The 25,522-nt window shown below is 40.7% G+C and carries 30 protein-coding genes; 10 read left to right on the forward strand and 20 right to left on the reverse strand.

Going from position 1 to position 25,522, the window contains the following annotated elements:
- Window positions 1-97: IS3 family transposase (locus QM956_RS00005; RefSeq protein ID WP_133162783.1), on the forward strand; the 97-nt coding region annotated here is incomplete at its 5' end.
- 56 nt (window positions 98-153) lie between these two features.
- On the opposite strand, the gene QM956_RS00010 is transcribed toward QM956_RS00005, so the two are convergent.
- The 9 genes from QM956_RS00010 to QM956_RS00050 form a co-directional block, all read right to left on the reverse strand.
- Window positions 154-1,110, reverse strand: coding sequence for an ABC transporter permease (locus QM956_RS00010; protein WP_414302046.1), 957 nt, complete (start codon window positions 1,108-1,110; stop codon window positions 154-156).
- A 2-nt stretch (window positions 1,111-1,112) separates the two neighbouring features.
- Window positions 1,113-2,171: an ABC transporter permease gene (locus tag QM956_RS00015; protein ID WP_261011660.1), complete on the reverse strand. Its 1,059-nt coding sequence runs from the start codon at window positions 2,169-2,171 to the stop codon at window positions 1,113-1,115.
- Complete coding sequence (locus QM956_RS00020; RefSeq protein ID WP_125409216.1) at window positions 2,164-3,699, reverse strand: ABC transporter ATP-binding protein; 1,536 nt, start codon at window positions 3,697-3,699, stop codon at window positions 2,164-2,166. Before QM956_RS00020 ends, QM956_RS00015 begins: the two co-directional genes overlap by 8 nt.
- 143 nt (window positions 3,700-3,842) lie before the next feature.
- Window positions 3,843-4,895 (reverse strand): BMP family lipoprotein, encoded by a 1,053-nt coding sequence (locus QM956_RS00025; RefSeq protein ID WP_414302047.1) that lies wholly within the window; start codon window positions 4,893-4,895, stop codon window positions 3,843-3,845.
- 89 nt (window positions 4,896-4,984) lie between these two features.
- Window positions 4,985-5,374: a cytidine deaminase gene (locus QM956_RS00030; RefSeq protein WP_049509431.1), complete on the reverse strand. Its 390-nt coding sequence runs from the start codon at window positions 5,372-5,374 to the stop codon at window positions 4,985-4,987.
- Complete coding sequence (gene deoC / locus QM956_RS00035) at window positions 5,361-6,023, reverse strand: deoxyribose-phosphate aldolase (RefSeq protein WP_414302048.1); 663 nt, start codon at window positions 6,021-6,023, stop codon at window positions 5,361-5,363. Before deoC ends, QM956_RS00030 begins: the two co-directional genes overlap by 14 nt.
- Window positions 6,024-6,042: 19 nt before the next feature.
- Window positions 6,043-7,320 (reverse strand): pyrimidine-nucleoside phosphorylase, encoded by a 1,278-nt coding sequence (locus QM956_RS00040; protein WP_414302049.1) that lies wholly within the window; start codon window positions 7,318-7,320, stop codon window positions 6,043-6,045.
- Window positions 7,317-7,907, reverse strand: coding sequence for a class I SAM-dependent methyltransferase (locus tag QM956_RS00045; protein ID WP_414302050.1), 591 nt, complete (start codon window positions 7,905-7,907; stop codon window positions 7,317-7,319). Before QM956_RS00045 ends, QM956_RS00040 begins: the two co-directional genes overlap by 4 nt.
- A 204-nt stretch (window positions 7,908-8,111) precedes the next feature.
- Window positions 8,112-8,516 (reverse strand): hypothetical protein, encoded by a 405-nt coding sequence (locus QM956_RS00050; RefSeq protein ID WP_414302051.1) that lies wholly within the window; start codon window positions 8,514-8,516, stop codon window positions 8,112-8,114.
- Window positions 8,517-8,715: 199 nt separating this feature from the next.
- Between QM956_RS00050 and coaA the strand changes: the two genes are divergently transcribed.
- The 3 genes from coaA to QM956_RS00065 all read left to right on the forward strand — a co-directional run bounded on the left by coaA (window position 8,716) and on the right by QM956_RS00065 (window position 10,516).
- Window positions 8,716-9,636 (forward strand): type I pantothenate kinase, encoded by a 921-nt coding sequence (gene coaA / locus QM956_RS00055; RefSeq protein WP_049515706.1) that lies wholly within the window; start codon window positions 8,716-8,718, stop codon window positions 9,634-9,636.
- Between the two features lie 67 nt (window positions 9,637-9,703).
- Window positions 9,704-9,940 carry a 30S ribosomal protein S20 gene (gene rpsT, locus QM956_RS00060; RefSeq protein WP_001274000.1) on the forward strand — a complete coding sequence of 79 codons (237 nt, stop codon included), beginning with the start codon at window positions 9,704-9,706 and terminating at the stop codon, window positions 9,938-9,940.
- A gap of 51 nt (window positions 9,941-9,991) precedes the next feature.
- Window positions 9,992-10,516, forward strand: a complete 525-nt coding sequence (locus QM956_RS00065) for a DNA topology modulation protein (RefSeq protein WP_000684197.1) — start codon at window positions 9,992-9,994, stop codon at window positions 10,514-10,516.
- Between the two features lie 25 nt (window positions 10,517-10,541).
- Here the strand turns inward: QM956_RS00065 and deoD are convergent, their stop codons facing one another.
- The 6 genes from deoD to rpiA form a co-directional block, all read right to left on the reverse strand.
- The gene (deoD, locus tag QM956_RS00070; RefSeq protein ID WP_261035597.1) at window positions 10,542-11,252 is read right to left on the reverse strand and encodes a purine-nucleoside phosphorylase; all 711 of its coding nucleotides are present in this window, start codon (window positions 11,250-11,252) and stop codon (window positions 10,542-10,544) included.
- A 394-nt stretch (window positions 11,253-11,646) separates the two neighbouring features.
- Window positions 11,647-12,930: a chloride channel protein gene (locus QM956_RS00075; RefSeq protein WP_261020090.1), complete on the reverse strand. Its 1,284-nt coding sequence runs from the start codon at window positions 12,928-12,930 to the stop codon at window positions 11,647-11,649.
- A gap of 2 nt (window positions 12,931-12,932) precedes the next feature.
- A complete protein-coding gene (locus tag QM956_RS00080; protein ID WP_049521715.1) occupies window positions 12,933-13,742 on the reverse strand; it encodes a purine-nucleoside phosphorylase in 810 nt (269 codons plus the stop codon).
- Window positions 13,739-14,299 (reverse strand): DUF1697 domain-containing protein, encoded by a 561-nt coding sequence (locus QM956_RS00085; protein ID WP_414302052.1) that lies wholly within the window; start codon window positions 14,297-14,299, stop codon window positions 13,739-13,741. Before QM956_RS00085 ends, QM956_RS00080 begins: the two co-directional genes overlap by 4 nt.
- Before the next feature lies 1 nt (window position 14,300).
- Entirely contained in the window at window positions 14,301-15,512 is a 1,212-nt protein-coding gene (locus tag QM956_RS00090; protein WP_033683445.1) for a phosphopentomutase, read from the reverse strand.
- 23 nt (window positions 15,513-15,535) lie between these two features.
- Entirely contained in the window at window positions 15,536-16,219 is a 684-nt protein-coding gene (gene rpiA / locus QM956_RS00095) for a ribose-5-phosphate isomerase RpiA (RefSeq protein WP_247952937.1), read from the reverse strand.
- A gap of 231 nt (window positions 16,220-16,450) precedes the next feature.
- Between rpiA and QM956_RS00100 the strand changes: the two genes are divergently transcribed.
- Window positions 16,451-16,636, forward strand: coding sequence for a hypothetical protein (locus QM956_RS00100; RefSeq protein WP_001068558.1), 186 nt, complete (start codon window positions 16,451-16,453; stop codon window positions 16,634-16,636).
- Window positions 16,637-16,660: 24 nt separating this feature from the next.
- Here QM956_RS00100 and QM956_RS00105 read toward each other — a convergent pair whose 3' ends face one another.
- The 5 genes from QM956_RS00105 to QM956_RS00125 all read right to left on the reverse strand — a co-directional run bounded on the left by QM956_RS00105 (window position 16,661) and on the right by QM956_RS00125 (window position 20,866).
- Window positions 16,661-17,512, reverse strand: coding sequence for an NAD(P)H-hydrate dehydratase (locus QM956_RS00105; RefSeq protein WP_414302053.1), 852 nt, complete (start codon window positions 17,510-17,512; stop codon window positions 16,661-16,663).
- A gap of 13 nt (window positions 17,513-17,525) precedes the next feature.
- Entirely contained in the window at window positions 17,526-18,347 is an 822-nt protein-coding gene (locus QM956_RS00110) for a hypothetical protein (protein ID WP_045611388.1), read from the reverse strand.
- 63 nt (window positions 18,348-18,410) lie between these two features.
- Window positions 18,411-19,271 (reverse strand): bifunctional methylenetetrahydrofolate dehydrogenase/methenyltetrahydrofolate cyclohydrolase, encoded by an 861-nt coding sequence (locus tag QM956_RS00115; protein WP_261052524.1) that lies wholly within the window; start codon window positions 19,269-19,271, stop codon window positions 18,411-18,413.
- Window positions 19,272-19,448: 177 nt separating this feature from the next.
- Window positions 19,449-20,183, reverse strand: coding sequence for an amino acid ABC transporter ATP-binding protein (locus QM956_RS00120; RefSeq protein WP_000140955.1), 735 nt, complete (start codon window positions 20,181-20,183; stop codon window positions 19,449-19,451).
- Window positions 20,183-20,866, reverse strand: a complete 684-nt coding sequence (locus QM956_RS00125) for an amino acid ABC transporter permease (protein ID WP_001011639.1) — start codon at window positions 20,864-20,866, stop codon at window positions 20,183-20,185. Before QM956_RS00125 ends, QM956_RS00120 begins: the two co-directional genes overlap by 1 nt.
- 190 nt (window positions 20,867-21,056) lie before the next feature.
- Here QM956_RS00125 and QM956_RS00130 point away from each other — a divergent pair, with 190 nt between their 5' ends.
- The 5 genes from QM956_RS00130 to QM956_RS00150 all read left to right on the forward strand — a co-directional run bounded on the left by QM956_RS00130 (window position 21,057) and on the right by QM956_RS00150 (window position 25,484).
- Window positions 21,057-21,287 carry a DUF1797 family protein gene (locus QM956_RS00130; RefSeq protein WP_000443570.1) on the forward strand — a complete coding sequence of 77 codons (231 nt, stop codon included), beginning with the start codon at window positions 21,057-21,059 and terminating at the stop codon, window positions 21,285-21,287.
- 231 nt (window positions 21,288-21,518) lie between these two features.
- Window positions 21,519-23,777, forward strand: a complete 2,259-nt coding sequence (locus QM956_RS00135; protein ID WP_414302054.1) for an ATP-dependent Clp protease ATP-binding subunit — start codon at window positions 21,519-21,521, stop codon at window positions 23,775-23,777.
- 129 nt (window positions 23,778-23,906) lie between these two features.
- On the forward strand, window positions 23,907-24,359 hold the full coding sequence (locus QM956_RS00140) for an NUDIX hydrolase (RefSeq protein ID WP_261117505.1): 453 nt from the start codon (window positions 23,907-23,909) through the stop codon (window positions 24,357-24,359).
- A 58-nt stretch (window positions 24,360-24,417) separates the two neighbouring features.
- A complete protein-coding gene (locus QM956_RS00145) occupies window positions 24,418-24,717 on the forward strand; it encodes a DUF1827 family protein (protein ID WP_000767189.1) in 300 nt (99 codons plus the stop codon).
- Between the two features lie 134 nt (window positions 24,718-24,851).
- Window positions 24,852-25,484: a GNAT family N-acetyltransferase gene (locus QM956_RS00150; protein ID WP_414302055.1), complete on the forward strand. Its 633-nt coding sequence runs from the start codon at window positions 24,852-24,854 to the stop codon at window positions 25,482-25,484.
- Window positions 25,485-25,522 lie beyond the last annotated feature (38 nt).

Genomic DNA, 25,522 nt, shown 5'->3' on the forward strand with positions numbered 1-25,522 from the left:
TATTGTAGACTATATTGATTACTACAACAATAAACGAATTAAGGTAAAACTAAAAGGACTTAGCCCTGTGCAATACAGAACTAAATCCTTCGGATAAATTAATTGTCTAACTTTTGGGGTCAGTACATTCTGTACTGACGTTTTTTTATATGCTTATTTTGATTTGATATAGTTGATACCATCTGCTTTTGGTGCAACTGCTTTTCCAAAGAAAGCTGCCAAGACCAAAATAGTCAAAACATAAGGTGCGATTTGAAGGTAAACCGCAGGCACTCCTTGTAGGAATGGCAATTGAGAACCGATAACAGCCAAACTTTGTGAAAGGCCAAAGAAGAGACTAGATAGCATGGCTCCGATTGGGTTCCATTTACCAAAGATCATCGCAGCAAGGGCGATAAATCCAGGTCCAACAATAGTTGTCACTGAGAAGTTAACTGAGATTGATTGAGCATAAATCGCTCCGCCAATTCCACCTAGGAAACCTGAAATAATAACCCCTAAATATCTCATCTTGTAGACATTGATTCCCAACGTGTCCGCTGCTTGAGGATGTTCACCAACAGAGCGGAGACGAAGACCAAAGCGAGTCTTGAAGAGGATAAACCAAGCAAGGAATGAGAAGGCAATCGCGATATAACCAAGCAGACTAGTTGACTTGAAGAAGATATCACCAATCACTGGGATATTTGCCAAAACTGGGAAATCAAAGCGTCCAAAAGTCTGACTTAGGTTGTCGGTTTGTCCTTTGTTATAAAGAACTTTAACCAAGAAAACAGCCAAGGCAGGCGCCATCAAGTTCAATACCGTACCGCTGACAACATGGTCTGCACGGAAATGAACCGTCGCTGCTGCGTGGATGATAGAGAAGAGGCCTCCAACAAATCCTGCTACAAGCAAGGATAGCCATGGAGTTGCTGCTCCAAATTGTTCTGCAAATTCAAGGTTAAAGACAACTCCAGAAAAGGCACCCATAACCATAATTCCTTCAAGGCCGACGTTTACCACACCACCACGTTCAGAGAAAACACCGCCAATACTTGTAAAGATGAGGGGTGCTGAGTAAATCAGCATAGAAGACACCAAGAGGGTGAGCAAGGTTGTAATAGACATCTTTACTTACCTCCTTTAACTTGTTTTTTCGGTTTGACAAAGCGTTCGATAAGATAATGAACACTGACAAAGAAGATAATAGACGCTGTTACAATGCTAACAAGCTCAGACGGTACCTGCGCCGCATTCATACCTGGGGCTCCAACTTGGAGAACACCAAACAGGAAGGCTGCAAAGAGAATACCAATTGGTGAGTTTGCCGCAAGCAGACTAACCGCCATCCCGTTAAACCCGACAGCTAAAGATGCTCCTTGAACATAGACGTTCTGGAAGGTTCCCAGACCTTCAACAGCTCCACCAAGACCTGCCAATGCACCTGAAATAATCATTGAGAGGATAATTGTTCGTTTGGCAGAAATACCAGCATATTCTGAAGCATGTGGATTAAGACCAACCGCACGGATTTCAAAACCAAGAGTCGTTTTCTTGAGCATGAACCAAATAACTGCAACTGCAATGATGGCGAAGAAAATACCAATATTCATCCGCGAATTACCAGTCAACTCAGATAACCAAGGTGTCTGATAGGTTGCATTAGCCCCAACACGAATGGTCGAATCTGTACTTTGCATGAAGTCTTTAGGAAAGGCGTGGATAAAGGCATTCCCTACATACAAGACAATGTAGTTCATCATGATGGTTACGATAACCTCTGACGTCCCTAGATAGGCTCTAAGAATACCCGGAATCGCTCCGACAATCCCACCAGCAATCAAGGCAATCACGATAGTTGCTAGAATCATCAAGGGACGTGGCATATCTGGATGAGACAAGGCAAACCAACCACTGAGAATCCAACCTGCCAAAGCCTGACCAGGAAGCCCAACGTTAAAGAAACCAGCGCGACTGGCAACGGCAAAACCAAGACCAATCAAGATTAGAGGCCCCATAGCACGGAAGATTTCTCCAATCCCACGCAGACTACCAAAGGCTGTATAGAACAATTCTTCGTAACCCCAAATAGCATCATAACCGAAGATCCACATAACAATGGCTCCGAGTAAAATTCCTAGGAAGACAGAAATCAAGGGAACCGAAATTTGTTGTAATTTTTTAGACATCACTCTTCTCCTTTCCCAAGTTTCCACCAGCCATCAAGACACCAAGTTCTTGTTTATTGGTTGTTTCTGGTGATACAATACCTTGAATCTTACCATCGTGGATAACGGCAATACGGTCTGAAACGTTTAAAATCTCATCCAATTCAAAGCTGACAACAAGGACAGCCTTCCCGTTATCACGCTCTTCAATCAAGCGTTTGTGGATATATTCAATGGCACCGACATCCAAACCACGAGTTGGTTGGCTGACGATAAGGAGATCAGGATCTCTATCAATTTCACGAGCAATAATTGCTTTTTGTTGATTTCCTCCTGAGAGTGCAGCTGCAGGAACAAATTCACTGGCAGCACGAACATCAAATTCTTCCATTAGCTTTTTAGCATAAGAAGTAATATTTGAATAGTTCAAAATTCCATTTTTACTATGTGGTTCTTTGTAGTAGGTTTGAAGAGCAATATTTTCAGAAATCATCATTTCCAAAATCAAGCCATCACGGTGACGGTCTTCTGGAACGTGCCCAACACTCAACTCTGTAATTTGTCGTGGGTGCAAGCCTACAATTGAATCTCCTTTTAGCTCAATGCTACCAGATTCAACCTTGCGAAGACCTGTAATGGCTTGAATCAGTTCAGACTGACCATTTCCATCAATCCCCGCAATACCAACAATCTCTCCAGCACGAACATCCAAGGACAGATTCTTAACAGCTGGGACACCACGGTTTTCATTGACCACCAAATCTTTGATCGACAAGACTACTTCTTTTGGTTGAGAGGTTTGCTTCTCTGTTTTAAAGGAAACAGAACGTCCTACCATCATTTCTGCCAAATCAGCATTGGTAGCCCCTGCAATTTCAACGGTTTCAATTGATTTCCCACGACGGATAACTGTAACACGGTCAGAAACTGCGCGAATCTCGTCCAACTTGTGGGTAATCAAGATAATTGATTTCCCCTCTTTGACAAGATTTTTCATAATAGCCATCAACTCATCAATTTCTGATGGAGTCAAAACGGCCGTTGGTTCGTCAAAGATAAGGATATCAGCCCCCCGATAAAGGGTTTTTAAAATTTCTACACGTTGTTGGGCTCCAACTGAGATGTCTGCCACCTTGGCAGAAGGGTCAACAGCTAAGCCATAACGTTCAGAAAGAGCCTTGATTTCTTTGCTAGCTCCAGCGATATCTAGCACACCATTTTTAGTTAATTCACTTCCTAAAATGATGTTTTCAGCCACTGTGAAGGCTTCTACCAACATAAAGTGCTGGTGAACCATTCCGATTCCTAAGCTAGCTGCTTTAGATGGTGAGTCGAGGTTAACAACTTGACCGTTGACCACAATTTCACCACTGGTTGGTTCAAGAAGCCCTGCTAACATGTTCATGAGCGTAGACTTACCAGCCCCATTTTCTCCTAAAAGTGCATGAATTTCACCTTTTCGTAGGTGCAGGTTGATTTTGTCGTTGGCAACAAATTCACCAAACACCTTGGTAATATCACGCATCTCAATGACATTTTCGTGTGCCATGTGCTCTTCCTTTCAGAGTCTTATTTTATTTCAATAAAACTTGCTAGTTTCTCTAGTAGCAAGCTTTACTGAGACAAAATGACTTTGTCTCAACTCTTAAAAAAGCGGCCGAGGGCCGCTTCCTAAGAAATGACTTCCATCCATTATTTTGCAGGAACTTTTACGCTTCCATCAAGGATTTTAGCTTTAGCATCTTCGACAGCTTTTTTACCTTCTTCTGAAAGGTTTGTTACTGCCAAGTCAACCCCTTTATCTTTCAATGAGTAAACGATCACTTGACCGCCAGGGAATTCACCTTTTTCTGCCTTGTTCGCAATATCTTTTACAGTTGTACCAACTTGTTTCAAAGTAGATACAAGAACAAAGTTTGATTCTTTACCATCTTTAGAAGTGTATTTACCTTCTGCTTCTTGGTCACGGTCAACACCGATAACCCAAACTTTTTCATTTTCAGGACGACTTTCGTTAAGTGATTTTGCTTCTGCAAAGACACCTGCACCTGTACCACCAGCTACTTGGTAAACAACGTCTGCACCAGCTGCGTACTGTGCTGCTGCAATTGTTTTACCTTTGGCATTATCACCAAATGAACCAGCATAGTCAACTTGTACTTTGATAGATGAATCTACTGAGGCAACACCAGCCTTGAAACCAGCTTCAAAACGAGAGATAACTTCTGACTCAATGCCACCTACAAAACCAACTTGTTTTGTCTTAGTTGTTTTAGCTGCTGCAACACCTGCAAGGTAAGCAGATTCATTATCAGCAAATGTTACGCTCGCAACATTCTTTTGATCTTTAATCACATCATCAATCAAGACATAGTTCAAGTCAGAGTGGTCTTTTGCTGCTTCTTCAACCGCATTGTGAAGAGCAAAACCAACACCGAAGATTAGGTTGTAACTTCCAGCCGCTTGTTGCAAGTTGTTAGCGTAGTCAGCTTCACTTGTTGATTGGAAATAAGTAAAGCCTTTATCTTTTGAAAGATTGTGCTCTTTACCCCAGGCTTGCAAACCTTCCCAAGCTGATTGGTTGAAAGATTTATCATCAACACCACCAGTATCAGTGACGATTGCTGCTTTTGTCTTCACATCAGAAGATGAAGCTGCGTTACGAGAAGAGCGGTTACCACATGCAGCAAGTCCAACTGCTGCCACTGCAACTAGACCAAGGCCTAGCCATTGTTTCTTGTTCATTACTGAACCTCCTAAATAAGATGTGCAACGATGTTGCAAGTATGGATTGGTTGGTCACAAGGACCGTGCCACTCAGAGAGCGACTCAGACTAGTTTAAGTCTGTAAAAGAGTATGGAAGTAACTCCCCGACCGTCATCTCGACCGTCGATTTATCTTTTGCGACTAAGGTCACTTTTAGATCTTGTTCAAAAAATTCAGCCATCACTTGGCGACAAGCGCCACATGGCGAAATTGGTTTTTCAGTTTGTCCATAGACAATCAATTCTGAAAACTCTCTTTGACCTTCGGAAACTGCTTTAAAAATCGCTGTACGTTCTCCACAGTTGGTCAAAGGATAGCTAGCATTTTCGATATTCACTCCCGTGTAAACACTTCCGTCTTTTGCCACTAAAACTGCTCCGATAGGAAAGTGAGAATAGGGGACATAGGCATGTTTGCTGGTTTCAATTGCCAGGTCAATCAACTCAGTAGTCGCCATCTGCCAATTCTCCTTTTAAAATGGCTACACCAGCTGACGTTCCGATACGGGTCGCACCTGCTTCTACAAAGGCAAGAGCATCTGCATAAGAACGAGCTCCACCGGCAGCCTTGACACCCATATCAAGTCCAACTGTTTCGCGCATCAATTTAACATCCGCTATCGTAGCACCACCAGTTGAAAAGCCAGTAGATGTTTTGACAAAGTCAGCTCCCGCTTTCTGGGCTAATTGACAAGCCTCAACTTTTTCTTGGTCTGTCAGCAGGCAAGCTTCAATAATGACTTTAACCAACTTGTCACCACTTGCTTCTACTACTGCGTGAATGTCTGATTCAACCAAATCAAGATTACCTGATTTGAGAGCTCCAACATTGATCACCATATCAATCTCATCTGCACCATTTTGGATAACTTCTTTTGTTTCAAATGCTTTCACAGCTGAAGTTGTTGCTCCCAAAGGGAAACCTACTACTGTACAGACCTTGACATCTGTGCCTTCAAGCCCTTTTTTAGCATGTTCAACCCAGGTCGGATTAACGCAAACACTGGCAAAATCATACTCTCTAGCCTCAGACAACAAACAATCAATTTGTTTTCCTGTCGCATCCTGCTTTAAAAGCGTATGATCGATATATTTATTTAGTTTCATATACGGATTCTCCTGTAGTTTATGAGATAATTTCTATAATTTCTCGTAAACTTTGCACCCTATCATTTATTTTAACATATTTTTGAAAATCTGTAACTAGCTGAGGAGAAATTTTTCCATTTGTGTATACTTTTGCAACAATTTCTCCCTGTTGAACGGAATCTCCAACTTTCTTTTCAAAAACAATTCCTGTTTCATAGTCCAAGGCATCAGATTTGACTGCACGGCCTGCCCCCAGCCTCATGGCATAGAGACCAAATTCCATTGCTGGAAGAGCTGAAATGACACCCGTTTCCTGAGCAGGGATTTCCACCACATGGGCAACATTGACTGGGCGATAGAGGTCTTCCAAGTCTCCACCTTGGGCTTGGACCATTTCCTCAAATTTAGCCAGCGCTTGGCCATTTTCAAGATGTTGGCGAACTTCTTCAACTGTCTTGTTTACATTTGCCAGGCCAAGCATAATTTGAGCCAATTCACAGATGAAGTGGGTAATATCCTGACGGCCTTGCCCTTGTAAAATCTCCAATGCTTCAAGGATTTCCAGACGATTTCCAACAGCACGCCCTAAAGGCTGGCTCATATCCGTAATCACTGCTACCGTTTTTCTACTAACTGCCTTACCAAGTTCCACCATGGTTTGAGCCAACTCACGCGCCTCATCAACCGTTTTCATGAAGGCACCCTCACCGACAGTCACGTCTAGCAAAATAGCATCCGCTCCTGCCGCGATTTTCTTACTCATCACCGAACTCGCAATCAAAGGAATCGTGTCGACAGTTGCGGTTACATCACGGAGGGCGTAGAGAAGCTTATCTGCTTTGACCAGCTGGTCTGATTGCCCAATGACAGATACACCAATGTCCTGTACCTGACGAATAAAATCCTCTTGACTACGTTCTACTTGATAACCCTTAATGGACTCCAACTTATCAATTGTTCCGCCAGTATGGCCGAGACCACGACCACTCATTTTGGCCACAGGTACACCGAAGCTAGCAACAAGAGGAGCTAAAATCAAAGTCACCTTGTCACCAACACCCCCAGTAGAATGCTTGTCAACCTTAACCCCATCAATAGCGGATAAATCAAACTCTTGGCCTGTCTGAACCATTCTCATGGTCAAATCAGATATTTCTCGAGTCGTCATTCCTTTGAAATAGACAGCCATAGCAAAGGCAGACATCTGATAATCAGGAACAGTTCCTGACACATAGCCTTCTACCAGCCATTCAATTTCACTCGAAGTCAGTTCTTGACCGTCTCGTTTCTTTTGGATTAAATCAACTGCTCTCATTCTTTCACACTTCTAAGGATATAGTATCCCTTATCTTTTTTTAAGATTTCGCAATTGCCAAACACCTCTTCCATCTTGGATTTAGCACTTGGGGCCCCTTGTTTTTTCTGGATAACGATTGTTAAATCTCCACCAGTTTCCAAGAAATCTTTACTTTTCTCAATGATTTCATGAACCACTTGCTTGCCCGCACGGATAGGAGGATTGGAAATGACATGGTCAAATTCCCCTTCAACTTGTTCATAGATGTTGGACTGGAAAATCGTCGCTTCTACTTTATTTCGTTTAGCATTTTGTCGCGCCAAATCCAAGGCACGATTATTAATATCGACCATGGTAGACTGAACGCCATAAGCTTTAGCTAAAGACAAGCCCAAAGGTCCGTAACCACAGCCTACATCCAGGACAGTTTCTCCTTGGTTGACCTCAAGACACTTGAGCAAGAGTTGACTTCCAAAGTCAATCATTTTCTTGCTAAAAACACCCGCATCCGTCAAAAAGGTCATTTTTTCTCCCAACAAGTCCACTCTCAACTCATGAATGTCGTGAGCAGCGTCAGGATTTTCTGCATAATACATTTTACTCATGAAACTATTTTACCATAAATTGACTTAAATTGTAAATCGTTTACAAATTGATAATAAAACGAAAAAGACTGAAGAAAACTAGTCAAGAAGACTTTTCTTCAATCTCTTTAAACACTTATAAATAATAAGCCATTTAGAACTAGAAATATCATAATTAGGATATAACAAAAAGTTTATCATCTACAATCGGACGCATTCTTATTACTATTGCTTAACCTTCAGATACTTAATTATCAACAGGATTCCCAATAAGATGTTTAGATAAAAGCCCAACTGATAAGTTTGTGTCAGAATTTCCAAACTTGTCCAAAGTCGTATCAAATCTTCTAATGACATACGGAATAAATAACCCTCTGTAGCAATCCACAAAATCAAAAATAGATAACTTCCAGCAGCAAGCCATTTCGTCCACCGTTTTTTTAGTATGCAAGCAATCAAGAGCAAACAGATAAAGATAGCTGTTACAATAGCATGTTCCATCAAAAAAGTAAAACCGTAATAGATTTCCACAAAGCGTCTACCATTATCCGCATTCGCCCCTTTTATAAAAGGTAAGGCAAAACTTAAAATAAAACAGAGTTCCAATATGTAACGTTTTAAGATTTTCATAGTACACCTCCTATAAGTTGTGAACTAAAAAGCCCCCTTTATAAGTTTATAAATCAGTAGAAACTATCTCCTACTTCATCAATAAATTGTTCAACCCTATCTACTTCTATTATACGATATTAGTTTACTATCATCAAGAAACCGCTTTATTTTTTTAGCTTTTTATGGTATGATAAACAAAATATCTAGGGGAAAACAAATGACCAACGAATTTTTACATTTTGAAAAAATCAGCCGCCAGACTTGGCAATCTTTACATCGAAAGACAACACCTCCTTTGACAGAAGAGGAATTAGAATCTATCAAGAGTTTTAATGACCAGATTAGTCTACAGGATGTTACCGATGTCTATCTCCCCCTAGCCCATCTCATCCAGATTTACAAGCGTACCAAGGATGATTTAGCCTTTTCCAAAGGAATCTTCCTCCAACGTGAAAGTAAATCCCAACCTTTTATCATTGGAGTTTCTGGGAGTGTTGCCGTTGGAAAATCCACAACTAGCCGCCTACTACAAATCCTACTGTCCCGTACGCTTACAGATGCTACGGTTGAGTTAGTAACAACTGACGGCTTTCTCTATCCCAACCAGACCTTGATTGAACAAGGAATTTTAAATCGCAAGGGATTTCCTGAAAGCTATGATATGGAAGCTCTTCTCAACTTCCTGGATCGCATCAAAAATGGACAAGATGTGGATATTCCTGTCTATTCTCATGAAGTCTACGACATCGTACCCGAGGAAAAGCAAAGCGTCAAAGCTGCTGATTTTGTCATTGTTGAGGGAATAAATGTCTTTCAAAATCCACAAAATGAGCGTCTCTACATTACTGACTTCTTTGACTTTTCCATCTATGTTGATGCTGCAGTCGATGACATCGAAAGTTGGTATCTAGACCGTTTTTTGAAAATGCTGAGCCTAGCCCAAAACGACCCTGATAGCTACTATTATCGTTTTACACAAATGCCGATTGGGGAAGTGGAAGCCTTTGCCCATCAGGTCTGGACCAGTATCAATCTCACAAATCTGCAAAATTATATTGAACCAACTAGAAATCGTGCGGAAGTGATTCTTCATAAAACAAAGAACCATGAAATCGATGAAATTTACTTAAAAAAATAATTTTCCCTTGTCAAAACGTAAGTTTTCAGATATAATAGTATAGTTAGTAAATATGGAGGTAAGAACATTGGCAAACATTAAATCAGCTATCAAACGCGCTGAATTGAACGTTAAACAAAACGAAAAGAACTCAGCTCAAAAATCAGCTATGCGTACTGCTATCAAAGCTTTCGAAGCAAACCCATCTGAAGAACTTTTCCGTGCTGCTAGCTCAGCTATCGATAAAGCAGAAACTAAAGGTTTGATTCACAAAAACAAAGCAAGCCGCGATAAAGCTCGTCTTTCAGCTAAACTTGCTAAATAAGAAACAGTCCATGAGGCTGTTTTTTTGTCCCCAAATAGGAAAAGGTAGAAAATGAAAATCGCAATCATCGGATATTCTGGTGCTGGTAAGTCAACTCTAGCTGAAAAGTTATCTCTCTACTACTCAATCCCAAAACTTCACATGGACACACTCCAATTTCAACCCGGTTGGCAAGACAGTGACCAAGAATGGATGTTGACCGAGATGAAAAGCTTTCTCACCAAGCATGAAGCTTGGATCACTGATGGGAATTATTCTTGGTGCTATTACGAAGAAAGAATGCAGGAAGCTGACCAAATCATCTTTCTTAATTTTTCGCCATTGACCTGTCTCTTTCGAGCCTTTAAACGTTATCTCACATACCGAGGCAAGGTCAGAGAAAGTATGGCAGCTGGTTGTCAAGAACAATTTAATTGGGAGTTTATTCGATGGATTCTTTGGGACGGACGGAGCAAATCCGCTAAGGAACGCTACAAGTGGGTTCAAGAAACCTATCCATATAAAGTGGTCATCCTCAGATCACAAAAAGAGATAGATCAATTTCTGGATAAGAAAAGGAAGTCCTCCAATTCATAAAGAAGGGCTTCCTTTTTGGCTATAATTATTTTGCAATCAAGGTTTCTAATCCAACCTTCATCATATCGGTGAAGGTATTTTGGCGTTCTTCTGCAGTTGTATCTTCATCTGGATTAACCAAGCTATCAGAGATTGTCATGATAGCTAGCGCGTCAACATGGTGTTGGGCTGCCAGATAGTAAAGGGCTGCTGCTTCCATTTCCACAGCCTTGACTCCCCATTTACCAAGTTCGATGTTCTTTTCAAAGTAGTTTGAATAAAAGACATCAGAAGACAAAACGTTCCCAACGTGGGTTGTCATACCAAGTCCTTTGGCGATATGGTAGGCCTTATCTAGCAAATCAAAGCTAGCGATTTGTGGGAAATCGTACTGTGGCCAGTCATTACGGACAATGTTTGAGTTGGTTGCAGTTGCCTGCGCCAAAACTAATTCACGAACGTGGACATCTTCATTCAATGAACCTGCTGTTCCCACACGGATCAATTTTTTCACACCGTAGTCAACAATCAACTCACGCGCATAAATCGAAATCGATGGCATCCCCATCCCAGTTCCCATGACAGATACACGGTGGCCCTTGTAAGTACCAGTGTAACCAAACATGTTACGCACTTCGTTAAAACAAACAGCATCTTCAAGGAAATTCTCCGCAATAAATTTCGCACGAAGAGGATCCCCAGGAAGAAGAATTTTATCAGCAATTTCACCCTGCTGAGCAGCAATATGGATAGACATAATATAAGATACCAAACCCGTCAAAAAGCATAGGGAAAATAGGAGTTGGGTGCAGTGAGCGATGCTCGCTAGACCAACTATCTTTTTCCCACTGCTTTTAGGGTGGGTTCAATTCCTTTCTTTCTTAATTTTGATGATATTGAGAAGATTAGCCCGGATTCAATTCAAGCCAGAACTTCCCTTGCTTTCTGATTTTTAGAAAAGTTTTCAGCTCGTGTTCAAATCAGAACATCTCGCTCTACCTTTCTTTTTTTATTTTTATAGCTAGGAAAAATCGGATTCAATCAAGATTCCAATAGGCCTACTACATTTTTATTTAAAACAATTATTAATAAATTGATAGTATTTTTTAATCTTTTAAGTTAAATCCTTAACTAGAAGAAACGGGCATTTCCTACCTAATTACTTTATTCTTTGACTTCTGACACAGTATGCTAGCCCAAGGAAAGCGGTCTAACATTTTTGCAAATTCATAGGCTAAAACAGCTGTTACTAAGAGATACGGAAGAGAATCTATACCTAGCCCAGTGAAACCTATAACTAATCCGGTTGCAGAAATGGGCGCCCTCAAGGTCACAGATAAAAAGCAAACAGAACCCAAAAGTAAAACGGTTGGCTGACTGTCCAAACCTAGAATCATGCCCAAGAGAGCAGCTCCAGCCATCCCCAAGGCAAAAGATGGCGTAAGGGTACCACCATAGGCCCCTGCCCACAAAATAATAAGAACGACCACTGCTTTTAGGAAAAACATGAGAAGCACTGTTTGGCCACTGCTACCATTTAAAATCTCCTGAGCCATCATACGTCCATTTCCAAGTAGATGTGGAAAATAACTTGCCAACCCAGCAAGAAAAAGAAAAGCTGTAGGCAATGTGAGAAGTACTCGTTTATCTTTTATCCTGTTTGAAGACACTTCTTTACTCAAGCGACCAAAAAGCCAAGCTAGTGGAGTTAAGAAAAGAAGTAATAAGGGAATAATCCACATTTCCTTTAATGACCATGCAATGACTGGAATCTGGTAGAGAGCCTGATCTGAAATAACCCAGCCTGCTATATAGGTTGACGCATAGGTAGTCAAACCGACTAAGACAAATCGTTTAATAGATAGAGCAATTCCTAGGGTTTCAAAAACAAAGAAGACACTTGTTAATGGAACCTGATAGACAGCCGCTAAACCAGCACCAGCACCACAAGCAAGGAGAAAGATGCGATCCTTCATAGAGAGAAAACATTTTTTTCCAATTAGTCCTGCAAATAGAGTTCCAATCTCTCGTGGTGCAGCTTCTTTGCCAATAGGGGCTCCCCCTCCAACTGCAATGATCTGCCAAATTGAATGAAATAGCTGTTTTAGAAAATGAAGCTTGTATTGTGAAGTCTCATCCTTCATCTGAGCTTTGATGGAATAAATCTTCGACCCTTTTTGCAAGAAATACCAGACCAAGGATGAAGCAATACCCACGATTATTAAACTTAGTCCTATCCGTAACGAGGAAACTCCAGCTGTCAAAAATCCACTATGATTCTCTGACTGACCAAAAGCTAGCTCCTCCACCATCTCTAAAAGATAATGGAGAACTATACCAGATAAACCCGAAACTATTCCTTGTAGAATTACTGCTAGGAATAATCTAAAATTATAAGGGATTTTTCGAAAAATACTCCTCAATTCTATTAACATGATTACAATTCTGCAAGAATCGCTTTAAGCAAGCCTTTGAAGTCGCCTTTAACACGTTCAGTCACTTCTACAACTTCTTCGTGGTTGAGTTCTTCTTGGAAACCAGCTGCAAAGTTAGTGATACATGAAATTCCCAGAACTTTCAAGCCTGAGTGGGCTGCCACGATAACTTCAGGAACAGTCGACATACCAACTGCATCTGCTCCCAGCGTCTTATAAGCGCGGATTTCTGCTGGTGTTTCATAAGTCGGACCAGTTACACCGATATAGACACCTTCATCAAGCTTGATACCAAGTTTCTTAGCCACTTCATGGGCAGTAGCACGGTATTCTGGTGTATAGGCTTTAGACATATCAGGGAAACGTGGACCAAAATCATCCAAGTTTTCACCCATCAATGGGTTTTGACCTGTCATGTTGATATGGTCTGAGATAGCCATCAAAGTACCAGGCCCATATCCAATACCACCAGCTGCATTGGTTACAATGACACCTTCACATCCAAGAACTTTCATGACACGAACTGGGAAAGTCACAACTTCCAGAGGATTTCCTTCGTAGAAATGGAAACGCCCTTGAAGAGCTAAGACCTTGCGACCTGCAAGTTCACCATATACCAATTTACCAGCGTGACCGACTACTGTAGAGCGGCCCCAGTTTGGAATCTCAGCATAGTCTACTACAACTGGATTTTCGATTTCTTCTGCCAGTTCTCCCAGTCCTGATCCAAGGATTAGACCAAACTCGGGAGCTTGGATTCCCTTGTCTTTCAGGAAGGCAGCTGTTTCATTGATCTTATCTAAAAATGTCATTGTGTGTTTCCTTTATTATTTTTTAGCATTTGACCGATTTTGTCAAAGGTTTTTGCATTGCGAATGGTGATGTTGCGATAAAAAGGCATCTTGAGCAAGTACTTGTGATAGGCAGTCTTAGAGTAGGATTCTTCAGAGAATTTCCCCCAGAAAATCCCAAGTCTTCCAAAATGAAGCACTTCATCTTTCAGTTCCAAACTGTTCACTTTCTCGATGACTTGATCCACATCCAAGCTCTCCGTGTAGAAGAGCACATCTTTTCTTGTCAAGTCTTCGTTCCACCAAGCTGGTAGATTCTCCACTTCTGCTTCATAGTCTTCTTGACTCAGTAAAGAAAAGCTCTGAATAAATGGATAATAGACTTCAAAGAAAGCCTCTAACTTTTCAATCAATTGGGATTTTGAGTCTGTCGAAGTAAAGAAAACATTGCCACTGTTGATGTAGGTCTCAACCTTTTCCAGTCCCAACTCTGTCAATTCTTGACAAAGCTCCGCCATGACGACCTTATTCTTACCACCAACATTGATGCCTCTAACCAGTAAAGCATAACGCGTCATCTTATACCAATTTATCTAAGAAACTTTCACCAATCATGGCAGTTTCAACACCAAAGTTATCCGCAACTGTTGCTGAGATATCTGCAAAATGTCCGACAGGAATGAGACCATTTCCTTTAAAGGAAGGGCTATAGGCCAACAATGGAATGTATTCACGAGTGTGGTCTGTTCCTGCATAGGTTGGGTCATTTCCATGGTCCGCAGTAATCAAGAGAAGATCATTCTCTCTCATGGCTGCGATAATTTCAGGCAAGCGTTCATCAAACTCATGCAAACAATCACGGTAACCGTGAGCATTACGACGGTGGCCGTAAAGGGCATCAAAGTCCACCAAGTTTGTGAATGAGAATCCTTTTTCAAACTCAGCAAGTCCCATAGTCTTCAAGAGTGTATCAATTCCATGGCTGTTTGACTTGTTGTGTCCCATGTCATGATTGATTCCTGCACCATTAAAGATATCATTGATTTTACCAACAGCGTACGTATCGATACCTGCTTCATTGAGTTTATCTAAAACAGTTGGTGCAAATGGAGAAACGGCCAAGTCACGACGGTTTGCCGTACGAGTGAAGTTACCTGGTTCACCGACATATGGACGGGCAATGATACGACCAAGAAGGGCAGGACGCTCAAGCGTAATCGAACGAGCGTATTCACAGATACGGTACAATTCATCCAGAGGAATGATGTCTTCGTGGGCAGCAATTTGCAAAACAGGGTCAGCTGAAGTATAGATAATCAACTCTCCAGTTTCCATCTGACGTGGTCCAAAATCGTCGATAACAGCTGTTCCTGAGTAAGGTTTGTTAGCTTCACGAATAACCTTGCGTCCTGAAAATTCTTCGATTTTTGTCAGGATTTCTTCTGGGAATCCGTTCCAGAAAGTATCAAAAGGCTCAGTAATATTAAGCCCCATGATTTCCCAGTGTCCAGTCATGGTATCCTTACCAAGAGATACTTCCTCTAATTTTGTTGCATATCCTGTTGGATTGCTTTCGGCTGCTACAGTCTTAAGAGGAGTTTCCCGAGGAATATTTCCAAGACCGATTTTAGCCATGTTTGGCACATTCAAACCAACTGTTTTTGAAATGTGTCCCAGTGTGTCCGAAGCTCCGTCTGGAACCCCTGCATTGACAAAGTTATTAGCATCTGGTGCAGCACCGATTCCTACAGAATCTAATACTACCAAGTGAATACGATTAAATTTTGACATAGTGTATCTCCTTATTATTTTAGTTATCTTGCTTTTGTTGAAGTTAAAATCTGAACCCCGTCTCGTCCAGCAACGATGACCTTATCCACCATTTGATTGAATAAGCCGTGCTCTACAACACCAACGATATGGTCCAATTCTTTCCCAAAGGCAATTGGATCTTCAATGACATCCAAGGCAAGGTCAATGATAAAATTCTGCATATCGGTCACAAAACGGTGGCCGTCTTTTTCACGGAAACTTGGTTTGTAGCCAGCTCGCTCAAAACGACGAAAAACCTGCTCTGCGCCATACTGAACCACTTCTACTGGCAATTTAAAAGCACCCAGTTTCTCGACTAGCTTGCTTTCATCCACTACCCAAATATATTCTTTTGAGGGCGTTGCCACAACCTTCTCCATGAGAAGGGCACCACCACCACCTTTGATTCCGTTAAACTGGCTATCCACCTCATCCGCTCCATCAACCGTCACATCTACAACATCTACTTGGTCAATCGACTTGAGCGGGATATTAAGCCCTTCAGCCTGTTTACTAGTCACACTAGAAGTCGTTACAGCTGTAATCTGTAACCCTTCTTCCTTGATCCGACGACCGACTTCTTCTACGAAATAATAGGCAGTAGACCCCGTTCCAAGTCCGACTACCATGCCATCCTTGACAAACTCAGCAGCCTTGATACCTGCCATTTTCTTCAGATTTTCCACTCAAACACCTCCATTAAAGAGCTATTTCTATTATAACATGTATCCGTTTTTATTTCATGGATACACTAGAAAAACCCGAACATTTTTATTTTTATGTCCACCTTGTTTTGGTAGTTAGAATCTTAGTTATGAGAACTTGTAGATAAAAACATGTCCTAGCCAAAAGCAGCAACAGTTGATTTTTTATCATAAAGATGGTTAAATAGTTAAGTACAGAAAAGGAGAAATAGGATGAATCCATTAGATTTGTTTAATCAAGTAAAAGAGTTAATTGAAACAAAAGATTTCGAAGCTGCAAAAACATTTGTTGCAGAAAATCAAGAACAGCTTGGAGAATACTTCTCTCAAGCTCAACAGTTGATTTCTGGTTCTGAAGGTCTAGATGGCCTCGTTGGAAAGATTAAAGGATTTTTCTAAAAGATATAAAGGCGCCTGAAACAATCAGGTGCCTTTTTGAGATATTTTTTTCATTATTTTGGGAAGATGACTGCTAATTTCCGTCGGCAAGACCACATAATGTTCTTGAGATAGTTCTTGGGCTATGGCTGAATGAAGATGGGTTGCTACTGCCACACGTTCGTAGAGACTGGCCTGTCGAAATTGGCCTGCAAATCCTGCAATCATTCCAGCCAGTGTATCTCCCATACCACCAGTCGCCTGATAGGGACCGCCAACTTGTAACTGGTAATAATCAGATTGGCCAACTTGCCAAATACGAGTAGCTGGACCTTTCTCCACCAAAATTGTTCCTTGAGGAAAGGAAGTCAGGGCACTAGCTGTTGCATCTTCGTTTTGCTTTTCAATAGCAATACCAGACAGTTTTTCCCACTCCTTTTGGTGGGGAGTTAGGATAAGCTGGTTAGATTGAAATGACAAACTTGTTCTAGCAAGAATGGTCAGGGCACCACCATCTACAATCAAAATCTGATTTTGGCTTAAATTAACAAAGACTTGTTTTACTAGATCTTCTCCAAAAGCATCGTCTCGTAAACCAGGTCCCAGCAAGACAACTTCTGCCTTCTCCAATTGCTCTTGTAACAATTGCTGGTCTTGCAGAGAAAAGGCCATAGCCTCAGGCAAATGGCTGTGTAGAGCAGGGATATTTTCCCTGTCCGTTCCAACGGTCACCAAACCAGCTCCACTTTTAACAGCCGCCAAAGCAGCCATGATGATAGCACCACCATAAGGATAAGTCCCACCAAGCAACAGCAAACGACCATAGTCTCCTTTATGACTGGTGCGAGAACGTTCAATAATGACTTTTTCTAATAATGCTTGCTCAATCACTCTCATCGTTTTTCCTCAACTATCCTTTATCTGATTGTTTTAAAACAACTTGATAGACTTTCTTAGTCCACTCTTCTAAGTCTTCTCCAGCATAGTCAAGATAATACACCCTATCTTGTATTTTGGTTGGAATAATATTTTCAAATTGGCTCTTATTATGAGTTGGAATAATGCAAATATACAACTCACTTAATAAATTAAGCATGTCCTTAATTTTTACAGCATGGTAACCATCAAAAATATAACCAGGAACTTTAATCAAATCTGTATAGATAAAATGAAAACTTACTCCAGGAATAAACTTGTCTTGTAATTCTTTCTCTGAAGGAGCTCGACCTAATAAACGCTCCATCGCTAATCGATAACCAGAACTTGTATTTGACCACCCTAACATGACATAGTCAAAATAATCTATCGGATCCGATGCAGCATTTCTACTATCCAAAACCAACTCCTCAGCATCTCGCCCAAAGGCTTTCACAGCAGATAAAATCTGACCTGTTTTAAAGATAGAAATCGCTACATCTATAGTCGTAGTATGACTACAGTAGTCTGAAGTCACTAACCTCTTATGTAGATCATAAGTCGAGGCTACTCTTTTATCTGTAGGGGTAAATGGTGGCAGAAAGGGATGCTGACAGATGTAATCTAAAATTTCTTTTTTTAAACAAGAATCAGCACACTCAATACTTGTTTGACGTCTATGAAGTTTTTCGTAAGCTATAAATTTAGCAATTTTTTCTAATTCCCACTCTTGAATATTTGGATAATCAATTAGTGCTAAGTAGTATATTCTATCCCATTGTAAACTATATTCTCCATTATAAATTTTTAAAATCATCTAATCACCTCACTCCATTATACAACAAAAAGGAAGCGCATACCTCCTTTTATAAACTTACTTTTAAAATTTTCTCTCCAATGTCCGGAGTGCTGCTTGATAAGTTTGCTCCATCAGCATAGTAATGGTCATAGGACCTACACCTCCAGGAACTGGCGTAATATGGCTAGCAAGTGGGGCAACTGCCTCATAATCAACATCACCACAGAGCTTACCATTTTCATCGCGGTTCATCCCAACGTCAATAACTACCGCACCTGGTTTCACAAAATCAGGAGTCACAAATTTAGCACGACCAATTGCTACCACAAGAATATCAGCTTTTGCAGCCACCTTGGCAAGATTATGGGTGCGTGAGTGGGTCAAGGTCACTGTTGCATTTTTGGCTAAAAGAAGCTGGGCCATGGGTTTTCCAACAATGTTTGAACGACCGATGACGACCGCATTTTTACCTTCCAAGTCAATCCCATATTCATGAAACATTTCCATAATTCCTGCAGGTGTAGAGGGAATCATGACTGGATGACCAGACCAAAGACGCCCCATGTTTAGAGGATGGAAACCATCCACATCCTTTTCGGGGTCAATAGCCAACAAAACTGCCTCTTCATCAATATGTTTTGGTAATGGTAACTGGACCAATATCCCATGCCAAGCTAGATCTTGATTGTATTTAGCAATTAAGTCTAACAATTCCTCTTGAGTAATGGTCTCTGGAACTCGCACTACTTCACTACGGAAACCAGCCGCAAGGGCGGACCTCTCCTTGTTACGAACGTAGACTTGGCTGGCAGGGTTGTCCCCAACCAAAATCACTACTAAACCAGGTACTAGCCCCGTTTCTTCCTTTAATCTTTCAGTCTTTTCAGCCAGCTGTCCTTGTAACTTAGCTGCTAGAGCCTTCCCATCAATAATCTGTGTCATATCACTTCTCTTTTCTTTCAAATATCTTCCATTATACCAAAAACTGCTAATCCCCTCTAACACTTCTTTCCTAGGCTATCCTATAGTTTCAAACTATAAGAAAAAGCTCTAGTCGAGCTTTTCATTAATCTATACTTTATATGTAAAGTTAGCTACAAATAGCTCCACAAAACTAACTTATAAAACCTTACTCAAGAAGTCTTTAGTCCGTTGTTCTTGGGTTTGTTCAAAAATCTGTTCAGGTGTTCCATCTTCAACAACCACACCATCTGCCATAAAGATGACACGGTCTGCCACCTCACGAGCAAATCCCATTTCATGTGTTACGATAACCATGGTCATTCCTGACTTGGCTAAGTCTTGCATAACAGCCAACACCTCACCTACCATTTCAGGGTCCAGGGCTGAAGTTGGCTCGTCAAAGAGCAAAACATCAGGTTCCATAGCTAAACCACGCGCAATAGCAATCCGCTGTTGCTGGCCACCTGACAAACTCTGTGGATAAGCAGTTGCCTTATCTGGTAAACCAACTTTTTCCAAAAGTTCTTGGGCTCTCTTCTCAGCCACTGCCTTGCTCTCACCTTTGGTCTTGATAGGTGACAAGGTGATATTTTCCATCACAGTCATATTAGGAAAGAGGTTAAATTGTTGGAAAACCATGCCCATCTTCTCACGCATAGCAAACAGGTCATTCTTCTTGTCCGTAATATCAACTCCCTCAAAGATAACCTTCCCTTTTGTTGCTTCTTCCAACAAATTCATAGAGCGAAGCAAGGTAGATTTCCCGCTCCCTGAAGGACCGATGATAACGACAACTTCTCCTCTTTTAATCTCGAGGTTGATGCCCTTCAATACTTCATTCTTTCCAAAGGATTTATGTAAATTTTCAATTTTTATCAAGGTTTCTGTCATTATTTTTTATCTCCTTGTCCCATACGTTTTTCAAAAGCTTTCAAGGCTACTGTCAAAATAGAGGTCATAATCAAGTAATAAAAGGCTGCAAATAAAAGTGGTGTTAAAGGTAGATAGGTTGTTGTAGAAACTGTTGTAGCTCCATTCCACAACTCCATAACACCGATAGCTGATAAGAGAGAACTATCTTTGATAATAGTGATAAATTCGTTTCCCAATGCTGGCAAAATATTTTTGATAGCTTGTGGCAAAATCACATAACGCATCGCATTTTTAGGACGAATCCCTAAAGAATAGGCCGCCTCTAGCTGCCCCTTAGGAACCGCATTAATCCCAGCCCGAACAGTCTCAGAAACATAAGCACCACTGTTCATTGAGATAATCAAAATCCCTGGAATCAGACGAGAAAGATCAACACCCAAAATCCCGACCTGAATAGTCGGAGCATTGATATGCATAAGAGCAAAGGCAATCATAATCTGAACCATCATCGGTGTCCCACGGAAAATCCAAACGTACAAGTTGGCAAGCCAAACAAGCGGTTTAAACTTTGAACGTTGCCCAAAAGCCAAGACAACACCCAAAATAGTCCCAAAAAAGACAACGCAGATAGAAATGAGAACCGTCACAACAGCCCCATAGTTAAAATAAGGTAAATACTTTGGTAAAAAAGAAAAATTCATAGTCTCACTGCTTTCTAAAATAGAATACTGTATGATTATAACATGAGTTGAATTAAAATTCAAATCTTTTGTCTAATTTATTCAAAAAATCTTTAAGCTGGTAGAATTAGCGAGAAATCTTAGTTTTTTCTAGGCAAGTTGACCTTCTTTATGGTAAAATAGTAACGATAAGAAATGAAGGAGAATCAAAATGGAATCACATTTGGTTAGAATCATCAACCGCCTTGAAGCAATGGCAAAAGACGGCGGAAATTTAAAACGTAATTTTGAACGCGAAGGAGTTGTTGTTGCAGAAGTTGCATACAGCCACGACGAAGAAAACGGATCAATCTTTACCCTTCGTGATGTAGAAGCTCGCGAAACTTATACGTTTGACAGCATTGACTTGATTGCAATGGAGATTTACGAACTCCTTTACTAATACAAAACAAGCTGGGATTACACCCTGCATGTCTAACCAAAATCCTTTTTGTCTCACAAATAGGATTTTTTTTATAGTCCAAATCCACAAATATTTTCATTATAACAACTTCTCAAAGCTGCAATCTTTTTACTTGCTTTACACCCCAATCCTGTTATAATGAGAGTATAGAAATTTGACTATTTTTGACCATTAAACAGGTCAGGCTAAAGAAAGAAACGAGGTAGATGTATGCTTTGTCAAAACTGTAAAATAAACGACTCAACAATTCATCTTTATACCAATCTTAATGGAAAGCAAAAACAAATTGACCTCTGTCAAAACTGCTATAAGATTATCAAGACAGATCCTAACAATAGCCTCTTTCAAGGTATGACGGATCTGAACAATCGTGACTTTGATCCTTTCGGCGATTTCTTCAATGACCTAAACAATTTCAGACCTTCTAACAATACTCCTCCAACTCCCCCAACCCAATCAGGTGGAGGCTACGGTGGAAACGGCGGTTATGGCTCCCAAAATCGTGGACCTGCCCAAACTCCGCCTCCAAGCCAAGAAAAAGGCCTACTAGAAGAATTTGGTATCAATGTAACTGAGATTGCTCGTCGTGGCGATATCGACCCCGTTATTGGACGCGATGATGAGATTATCCGTGTCATCGAGATTCTCAATCGCAGAACCAAGAATAATCCTGTTCTTATCGGTGAACCAGGTGTCGGAAAAACTGCCGTTGTCGAAGGTCTAGCTCAGAAAATCGTTGATGGCGATGTTCCACATAAACTACAAGGTAAACAAGTCATCCGTCTGGATGTGGTTAGCCTAGTTCAAGGAACCGGTATCCGTGGACAATTTGAAGAACGCATGCAAAAGCTCATGGAAGAAATTCGCAAACGTGAGGACATCATCCTCTTTATCGATGAAATCCATGAAATTGTCGGTGCAGGTTCTGCAGGCGATGGCAATATGGATGCAGGAAATATCCTCAAGCCAGCCCTTGCTCGTGGGGAACTACAACTGGTCGGTGCTACTACCCTTAATGAATACCGTATCATTGAAAAGGATGCGGCCCTAGAGCGTCGTATGCAACCGGTTAAGGTCGATGAACCAACGGTGGAAGAAACAATCACTATCCTCAAAGGCATTCAAAAGAAATACGAAGACTACCACCACGTTCAATATACCGATGCCGCAATTGAAGCAGCTGCAACTCTTTCCAATCGCTACATACAAGATCGCTTCTTACCTGACAAGGCCATTGACCTCCTAGATGAAGCAGGTTCTAAGATGAACTTAACCTTGAATTTTGTGGATCCTAAAGTGATTGATCAACGCTTGATTGAAGCTGAAAATCTCAAATCTCAAGCTACACGAGAGGAAGATTTTGAAAAAGCTGCCTACTTCCGTGACCAGATTGCTAAATATAAGGAAATGCAAAAGAAAAAGGTCACAGACCAAGATACTCCTATCATCAGTGAGAAAACCATTGAGCACATTATCGAACAGAAAACCAATATCCCTGTTGGAGATTTGAAAGAGAAAGAACAATCTCAACTCATCCATCTAGCTGAAGACCTCAAGTCTCATGTTATTGGACAGGACGATGCTGTCGATAAGATTGCTAAGGCTATTCGCCGTAATCGTGTTGGACTTGGGACGCCTAATCGCCCAATTGGAAGCTTCCTCTTCGTCGGACCAACTGGCGTCGGTAAGACAGAACTTTCCAAACAACTAGCTATCGAACTCTTTGGTTCTGCTGAGAGTATGATTCGCTTCGATATGAGTGAATATATGGAAAAACACAGTGTAGCTAAGTTGGTCGGCGCCCCTCCAGGTTATGTTGGCTACGATGAGGCTGGGCAATTAACTGAAAAAGTCCGCCGTAATCCATATTCTCTTATTCTCTTGGATGAAGTAGAGAAAGCCCATCCAGATGTTATGCATATGTTCCTCCAGGTCTTGGACGATGGTCGTTTGACAGATGGGCAAGGACGTACCGTTAGCTTCAAGGATGCCATCATTATCATGACCTCAAATGCAGGTACAGGTAAGGCCGAAGCCAGCGTTGGATTTGGTGCTGCTAGAGAAGGACGTACCAATTCTGTTCTCGGTGAACTCGGTAACTTCTTTAGCCCAGAGTTTATGAACCGTTTTGATGGTATTATTGAATTTAAGGCTCTCAGCAAGGATAACCTCCTTCAGATTGTCGAGCTTATGCTAGCAGATGTTAACAAACGTCTTTCAAGTAACAACATTCATTTAGATGTAACTGACAAGGTCAAGGAAAAATTAGTTGACCTCGGTTATGATCCAAAAATGGGGGCACGCCCACTTCGTCGTACTATTCAAGACTATATTGAGGACGCAATCACTGACTACTACCTTGAAAATCCAAGCGAAAAAGACCTCAAGGCAGTTATGACCAGCAAGGGCAAGATTCAAATTAAGTCTGCCAAAAAATCTGAAGTAAAAACTTCTGAAAAAGAAGTATAAATCCTATAGAAAAGGAGTAGAAAATGAAAATTTTCTGCTCCTTTTTACAAAAATAACTATAAGTTCTTGACAGCTCGGCCTTTGTCCATTAAGATAATAATAAAGATAATAGATAATGAGGAAAATGCAATGGCAAATCCAACCTTTGGAGAAAAAAAAGAGAATGTAACCTACCAGCACCGTTATGGCGTATATGCAGTTATCCCTGATGCTGAACAAAAACAAATTGTTCTTGTTCAAGCACCCAATGGCGCTTGGTTCCTACCAGGTGGTGAAATTGAAGCTGGTGAGAACCATCAGGAAGCCCTAAAACGTGAATTGATTGAAGAGCTTGGCTTCACAGCTGAGATTGGTACCTATTACGGACAAGCTGACGAATATTTCTACTCTCGTCACCGTGACACCTACTACTACAATCCTGCCTACCTCTATGAAGCGACTTCTTTCAAAGAAGTGCAAAAGCCACTAGAAGACTTTAATCATATTGCCTGGTTCCCTATTGACAAGGCGATTGAAAATCTCAAACGTGGTAGCCATAAATGGGCTATTGAATCTTGGAAAAAACAGCATAAGATTGACTAAATCAAGCTACTTTATTCAAAAAGTGCTATAATAGAATTAGAAAATCGGAGGAAATGTTATGAAGCTAATCAATACGACAAACTCACACTCGCAACTTGTTAAAAGCCAGCTAGAAAGTACAGATGCAACCCTTGTTGAGGTCTATTCTGCTGGGAATACCGATGTTATTTTTACCCAAGCTCCGCTTCACTATGAAATCCTCATCTCAAACAAACACCGCGCTATTCGCGAACCTGAAATCGAAGCTATTCAAGAATTTTTCTTGAAACGTAAAATTGATAAGGACTCTATTGATGAAGCCAATATCAAAACCCTCTATTCAGAAAAATTAATTGGAATTTCAATTCCGACCAAATAAAATCTTGGAGAGATTTGAAAGCTATTGAACCTTATAGCACAGAGTTGGGTTCTAACTTGCTTTTTAAATCATCTCCATTTTTTTATCTTGAAATCCTATCATTCATGGTTTTATGGCTAACAAAGGAGACAAGCATGGGAGACATCATATATCGAGAGGCAAGACTTGAAGAATACGAAAAAATTGGAAAACTATTAGCCAAGTCCTTTCTTGACTATCCTTTTTTAACGATTATAACTGATGACTTAAAGAAACCTGATTATTATCCTAATTTTGTAGAAATATTACAAACATTGCTCACTAGAGTCTATATCAAAAAGGGACATTGTTTAATTGCGGAACAAGATGGAGAGTTACTAGCAGTCGCCCTTTTGCAACAAAAGGATTTCTGTATACTATCCTATCTTCAAAATGGCGGAACAAACATTTTTCGCTACATTCGACCACGAAATCTTTTTAAATACTTTGACTTTGTAAAACGTTCCAAAAAGCACTTAGAACAAGCAGGAGAGTTTGATTGGTATTTGATGGCCTTAGCTGTCAATGTATCAAATAAAGGGCTGGGAATAGGCAGTACATTTTTGAAACAAGGCATTGAACCCTATGTCAAATCAAAAGGCTGTAAACACTTGGGACTCATAACTAGTACAGCTAGAAATGTCTCATTCTACGAAAAAAACGATTATGTATTACTGGACCATATGGACTTAGAATACGGATCAAAATCAATTGGCAACTGGGCATTTTTAAAAACAATGAATAAATAAAAAAGATTTGGTTCTGCTTCTCACAGAACCAAATCTTT

Origin of the sequence: Streptococcus mitis (genome assembly GCF_047460035.1) — a bacterium.
Classification (GTDB): domain Bacteria; phylum Bacillota; class Bacilli; order Lactobacillales; family Streptococcaceae; genus Streptococcus; species Streptococcus mitis_DW.

What these genes read in the sequence shown, in the direction of transcription:
- QM956_RS00145 (WP_000767189.1), top strand. Translation starts at nt 24,418, where the DNA reads ATGAAGCTAATCAATACGACAAACTCACACTCGCAACTTGTTAAAAGC.
- QM956_RS00105 (WP_414302053.1), bottom strand. Translation starts at nt 17,512, where the DNA reads ATGAGAGTGATTGAGCAAGCATTATTAGAAAAAGTCATTATTGAACGT.
- QM956_RS00150 (WP_414302055.1), top strand. Translation starts at nt 24,852, where the DNA reads ATGGGAGACATCATATATCGAGAGGCAAGACTTGAAGAATACGAAAAA.
- QM956_RS00090 (WP_033683445.1), bottom strand. Translation starts at nt 15,512, where the DNA reads ATGTCAAAATTTAATCGTATTCACTTGGTAGTATTAGATTCTGTAGGA.
- QM956_RS00020 (WP_125409216.1), bottom strand. Translation starts at nt 3,699, where the DNA reads ATGGCACACGAAAATGTCATTGAGATGCGTGATATTACCAAGGTGTTT.
- QM956_RS00025 (WP_414302047.1), bottom strand. Translation starts at nt 4,895, where the DNA reads ATGAACAAGAAACAATGGCTAGGCCTTGGTCTAGTTGCAGTGGCAGCA.
- deoD (WP_261035597.1), bottom strand. Translation starts at nt 11,252, where the DNA reads ATGTCTATCCATATTGCTGCTCAGCAGGGTGAAATTGCTGATAAAATT.
- QM956_RS00140 (WP_261117505.1), top strand. Translation starts at nt 23,907, where the DNA reads ATGGCAAATCCAACCTTTGGAGAAAAAAAAGAGAATGTAACCTACCAG.
- QM956_RS00015 (WP_261011660.1), bottom strand. Translation starts at nt 2,171, where the DNA reads ATGTCTAAAAAATTACAACAAATTTCGGTTCCCTTGATTTCTGTCTTC.
- coaA (WP_049515706.1), top strand. Translation starts at nt 8,716, where the DNA reads ATGACCAACGAATTTTTACATTTTGAAAAAATCAGCCGCCAGACTTGG.
- QM956_RS00130 (WP_000443570.1), top strand. Translation starts at nt 21,057, where the DNA reads ATGGAATCACATTTGGTTAGAATCATCAACCGCCTTGAAGCAATGGCA.
- QM956_RS00120 (WP_000140955.1), bottom strand. Translation starts at nt 20,183, where the DNA reads ATGACAGAAACCTTGATAAAAATTGAAAATTTACATAAATCCTTTGGA.
- QM956_RS00110 (WP_045611388.1), bottom strand. Translation starts at nt 18,347, where the DNA reads ATGATTTTAAAAATTTATAATGGAGAATATAGTTTACAATGGGATAGA.
- QM956_RS00065 (WP_000684197.1), top strand. Translation starts at nt 9,992, where the DNA reads ATGAAAATCGCAATCATCGGATATTCTGGTGCTGGTAAGTCAACTCTA.
- QM956_RS00080 (WP_049521715.1), bottom strand. Translation starts at nt 13,742, where the DNA reads ATGACATTTTTAGATAAGATCAATGAAACAGCTGCCTTCCTGAAAGAC.
- QM956_RS00075 (WP_261020090.1), bottom strand. Translation starts at nt 12,930, where the DNA reads ATGTTAATAGAATTGAGGAGTATTTTTCGAAAAATCCCTTATAATTTT.
- QM956_RS00125 (WP_001011639.1), bottom strand. Translation starts at nt 20,866, where the DNA reads ATGAATTTTTCTTTTTTACCAAAGTATTTACCTTATTTTAACTATGGG.
- QM956_RS00050 (WP_414302051.1), bottom strand. Translation starts at nt 8,516, where the DNA reads ATGAAAATCTTAAAACGTTACATATTGGAACTCTGTTTTATTTTAAGT.
- deoC (WP_414302048.1), bottom strand. Translation starts at nt 6,023, where the DNA reads ATGAAACTAAATAAATATATCGATCATACGCTTTTAAAGCAGGATGCG.
- QM956_RS00040 (WP_414302049.1), bottom strand. Translation starts at nt 7,320, where the DNA reads ATGAGAGCAGTTGATTTAATCCAAAAGAAACGAGACGGTCAAGAACTG.
- QM956_RS00010 (WP_414302046.1), bottom strand. Translation starts at nt 1,110, where the DNA reads ATGTCTATTACAACCTTGCTCACCCTCTTGGTGTCTTCTATGCTGATT.
- QM956_RS00115 (WP_261052524.1), bottom strand. Translation starts at nt 19,271, where the DNA reads ATGACACAGATTATTGATGGGAAGGCTCTAGCAGCTAAGTTACAAGGA.
- QM956_RS00045 (WP_414302050.1), bottom strand. Translation starts at nt 7,907, where the DNA reads ATGAGTAAAATGTATTATGCAGAAAATCCTGACGCTGCTCACGACATT.
- QM956_RS00135 (WP_414302054.1), top strand. Translation starts at nt 21,519, where the DNA reads ATGCTTTGTCAAAACTGTAAAATAAACGACTCAACAATTCATCTTTAT.
- QM956_RS00100 (WP_001068558.1), top strand. Translation starts at nt 16,451, where the DNA reads ATGAATCCATTAGATTTGTTTAATCAAGTAAAAGAGTTAATTGAAACA.
- QM956_RS00085 (WP_414302052.1), bottom strand. Translation starts at nt 14,299, where the DNA reads ATGACGCGTTATGCTTTACTGGTTAGAGGCATCAATGTTGGTGGTAAG.
- QM956_RS00030 (WP_049509431.1), bottom strand. Translation starts at nt 5,374, where the DNA reads ATGGCGACTACTGAGTTGATTGACCTGGCAATTGAAACCAGCAAACAT.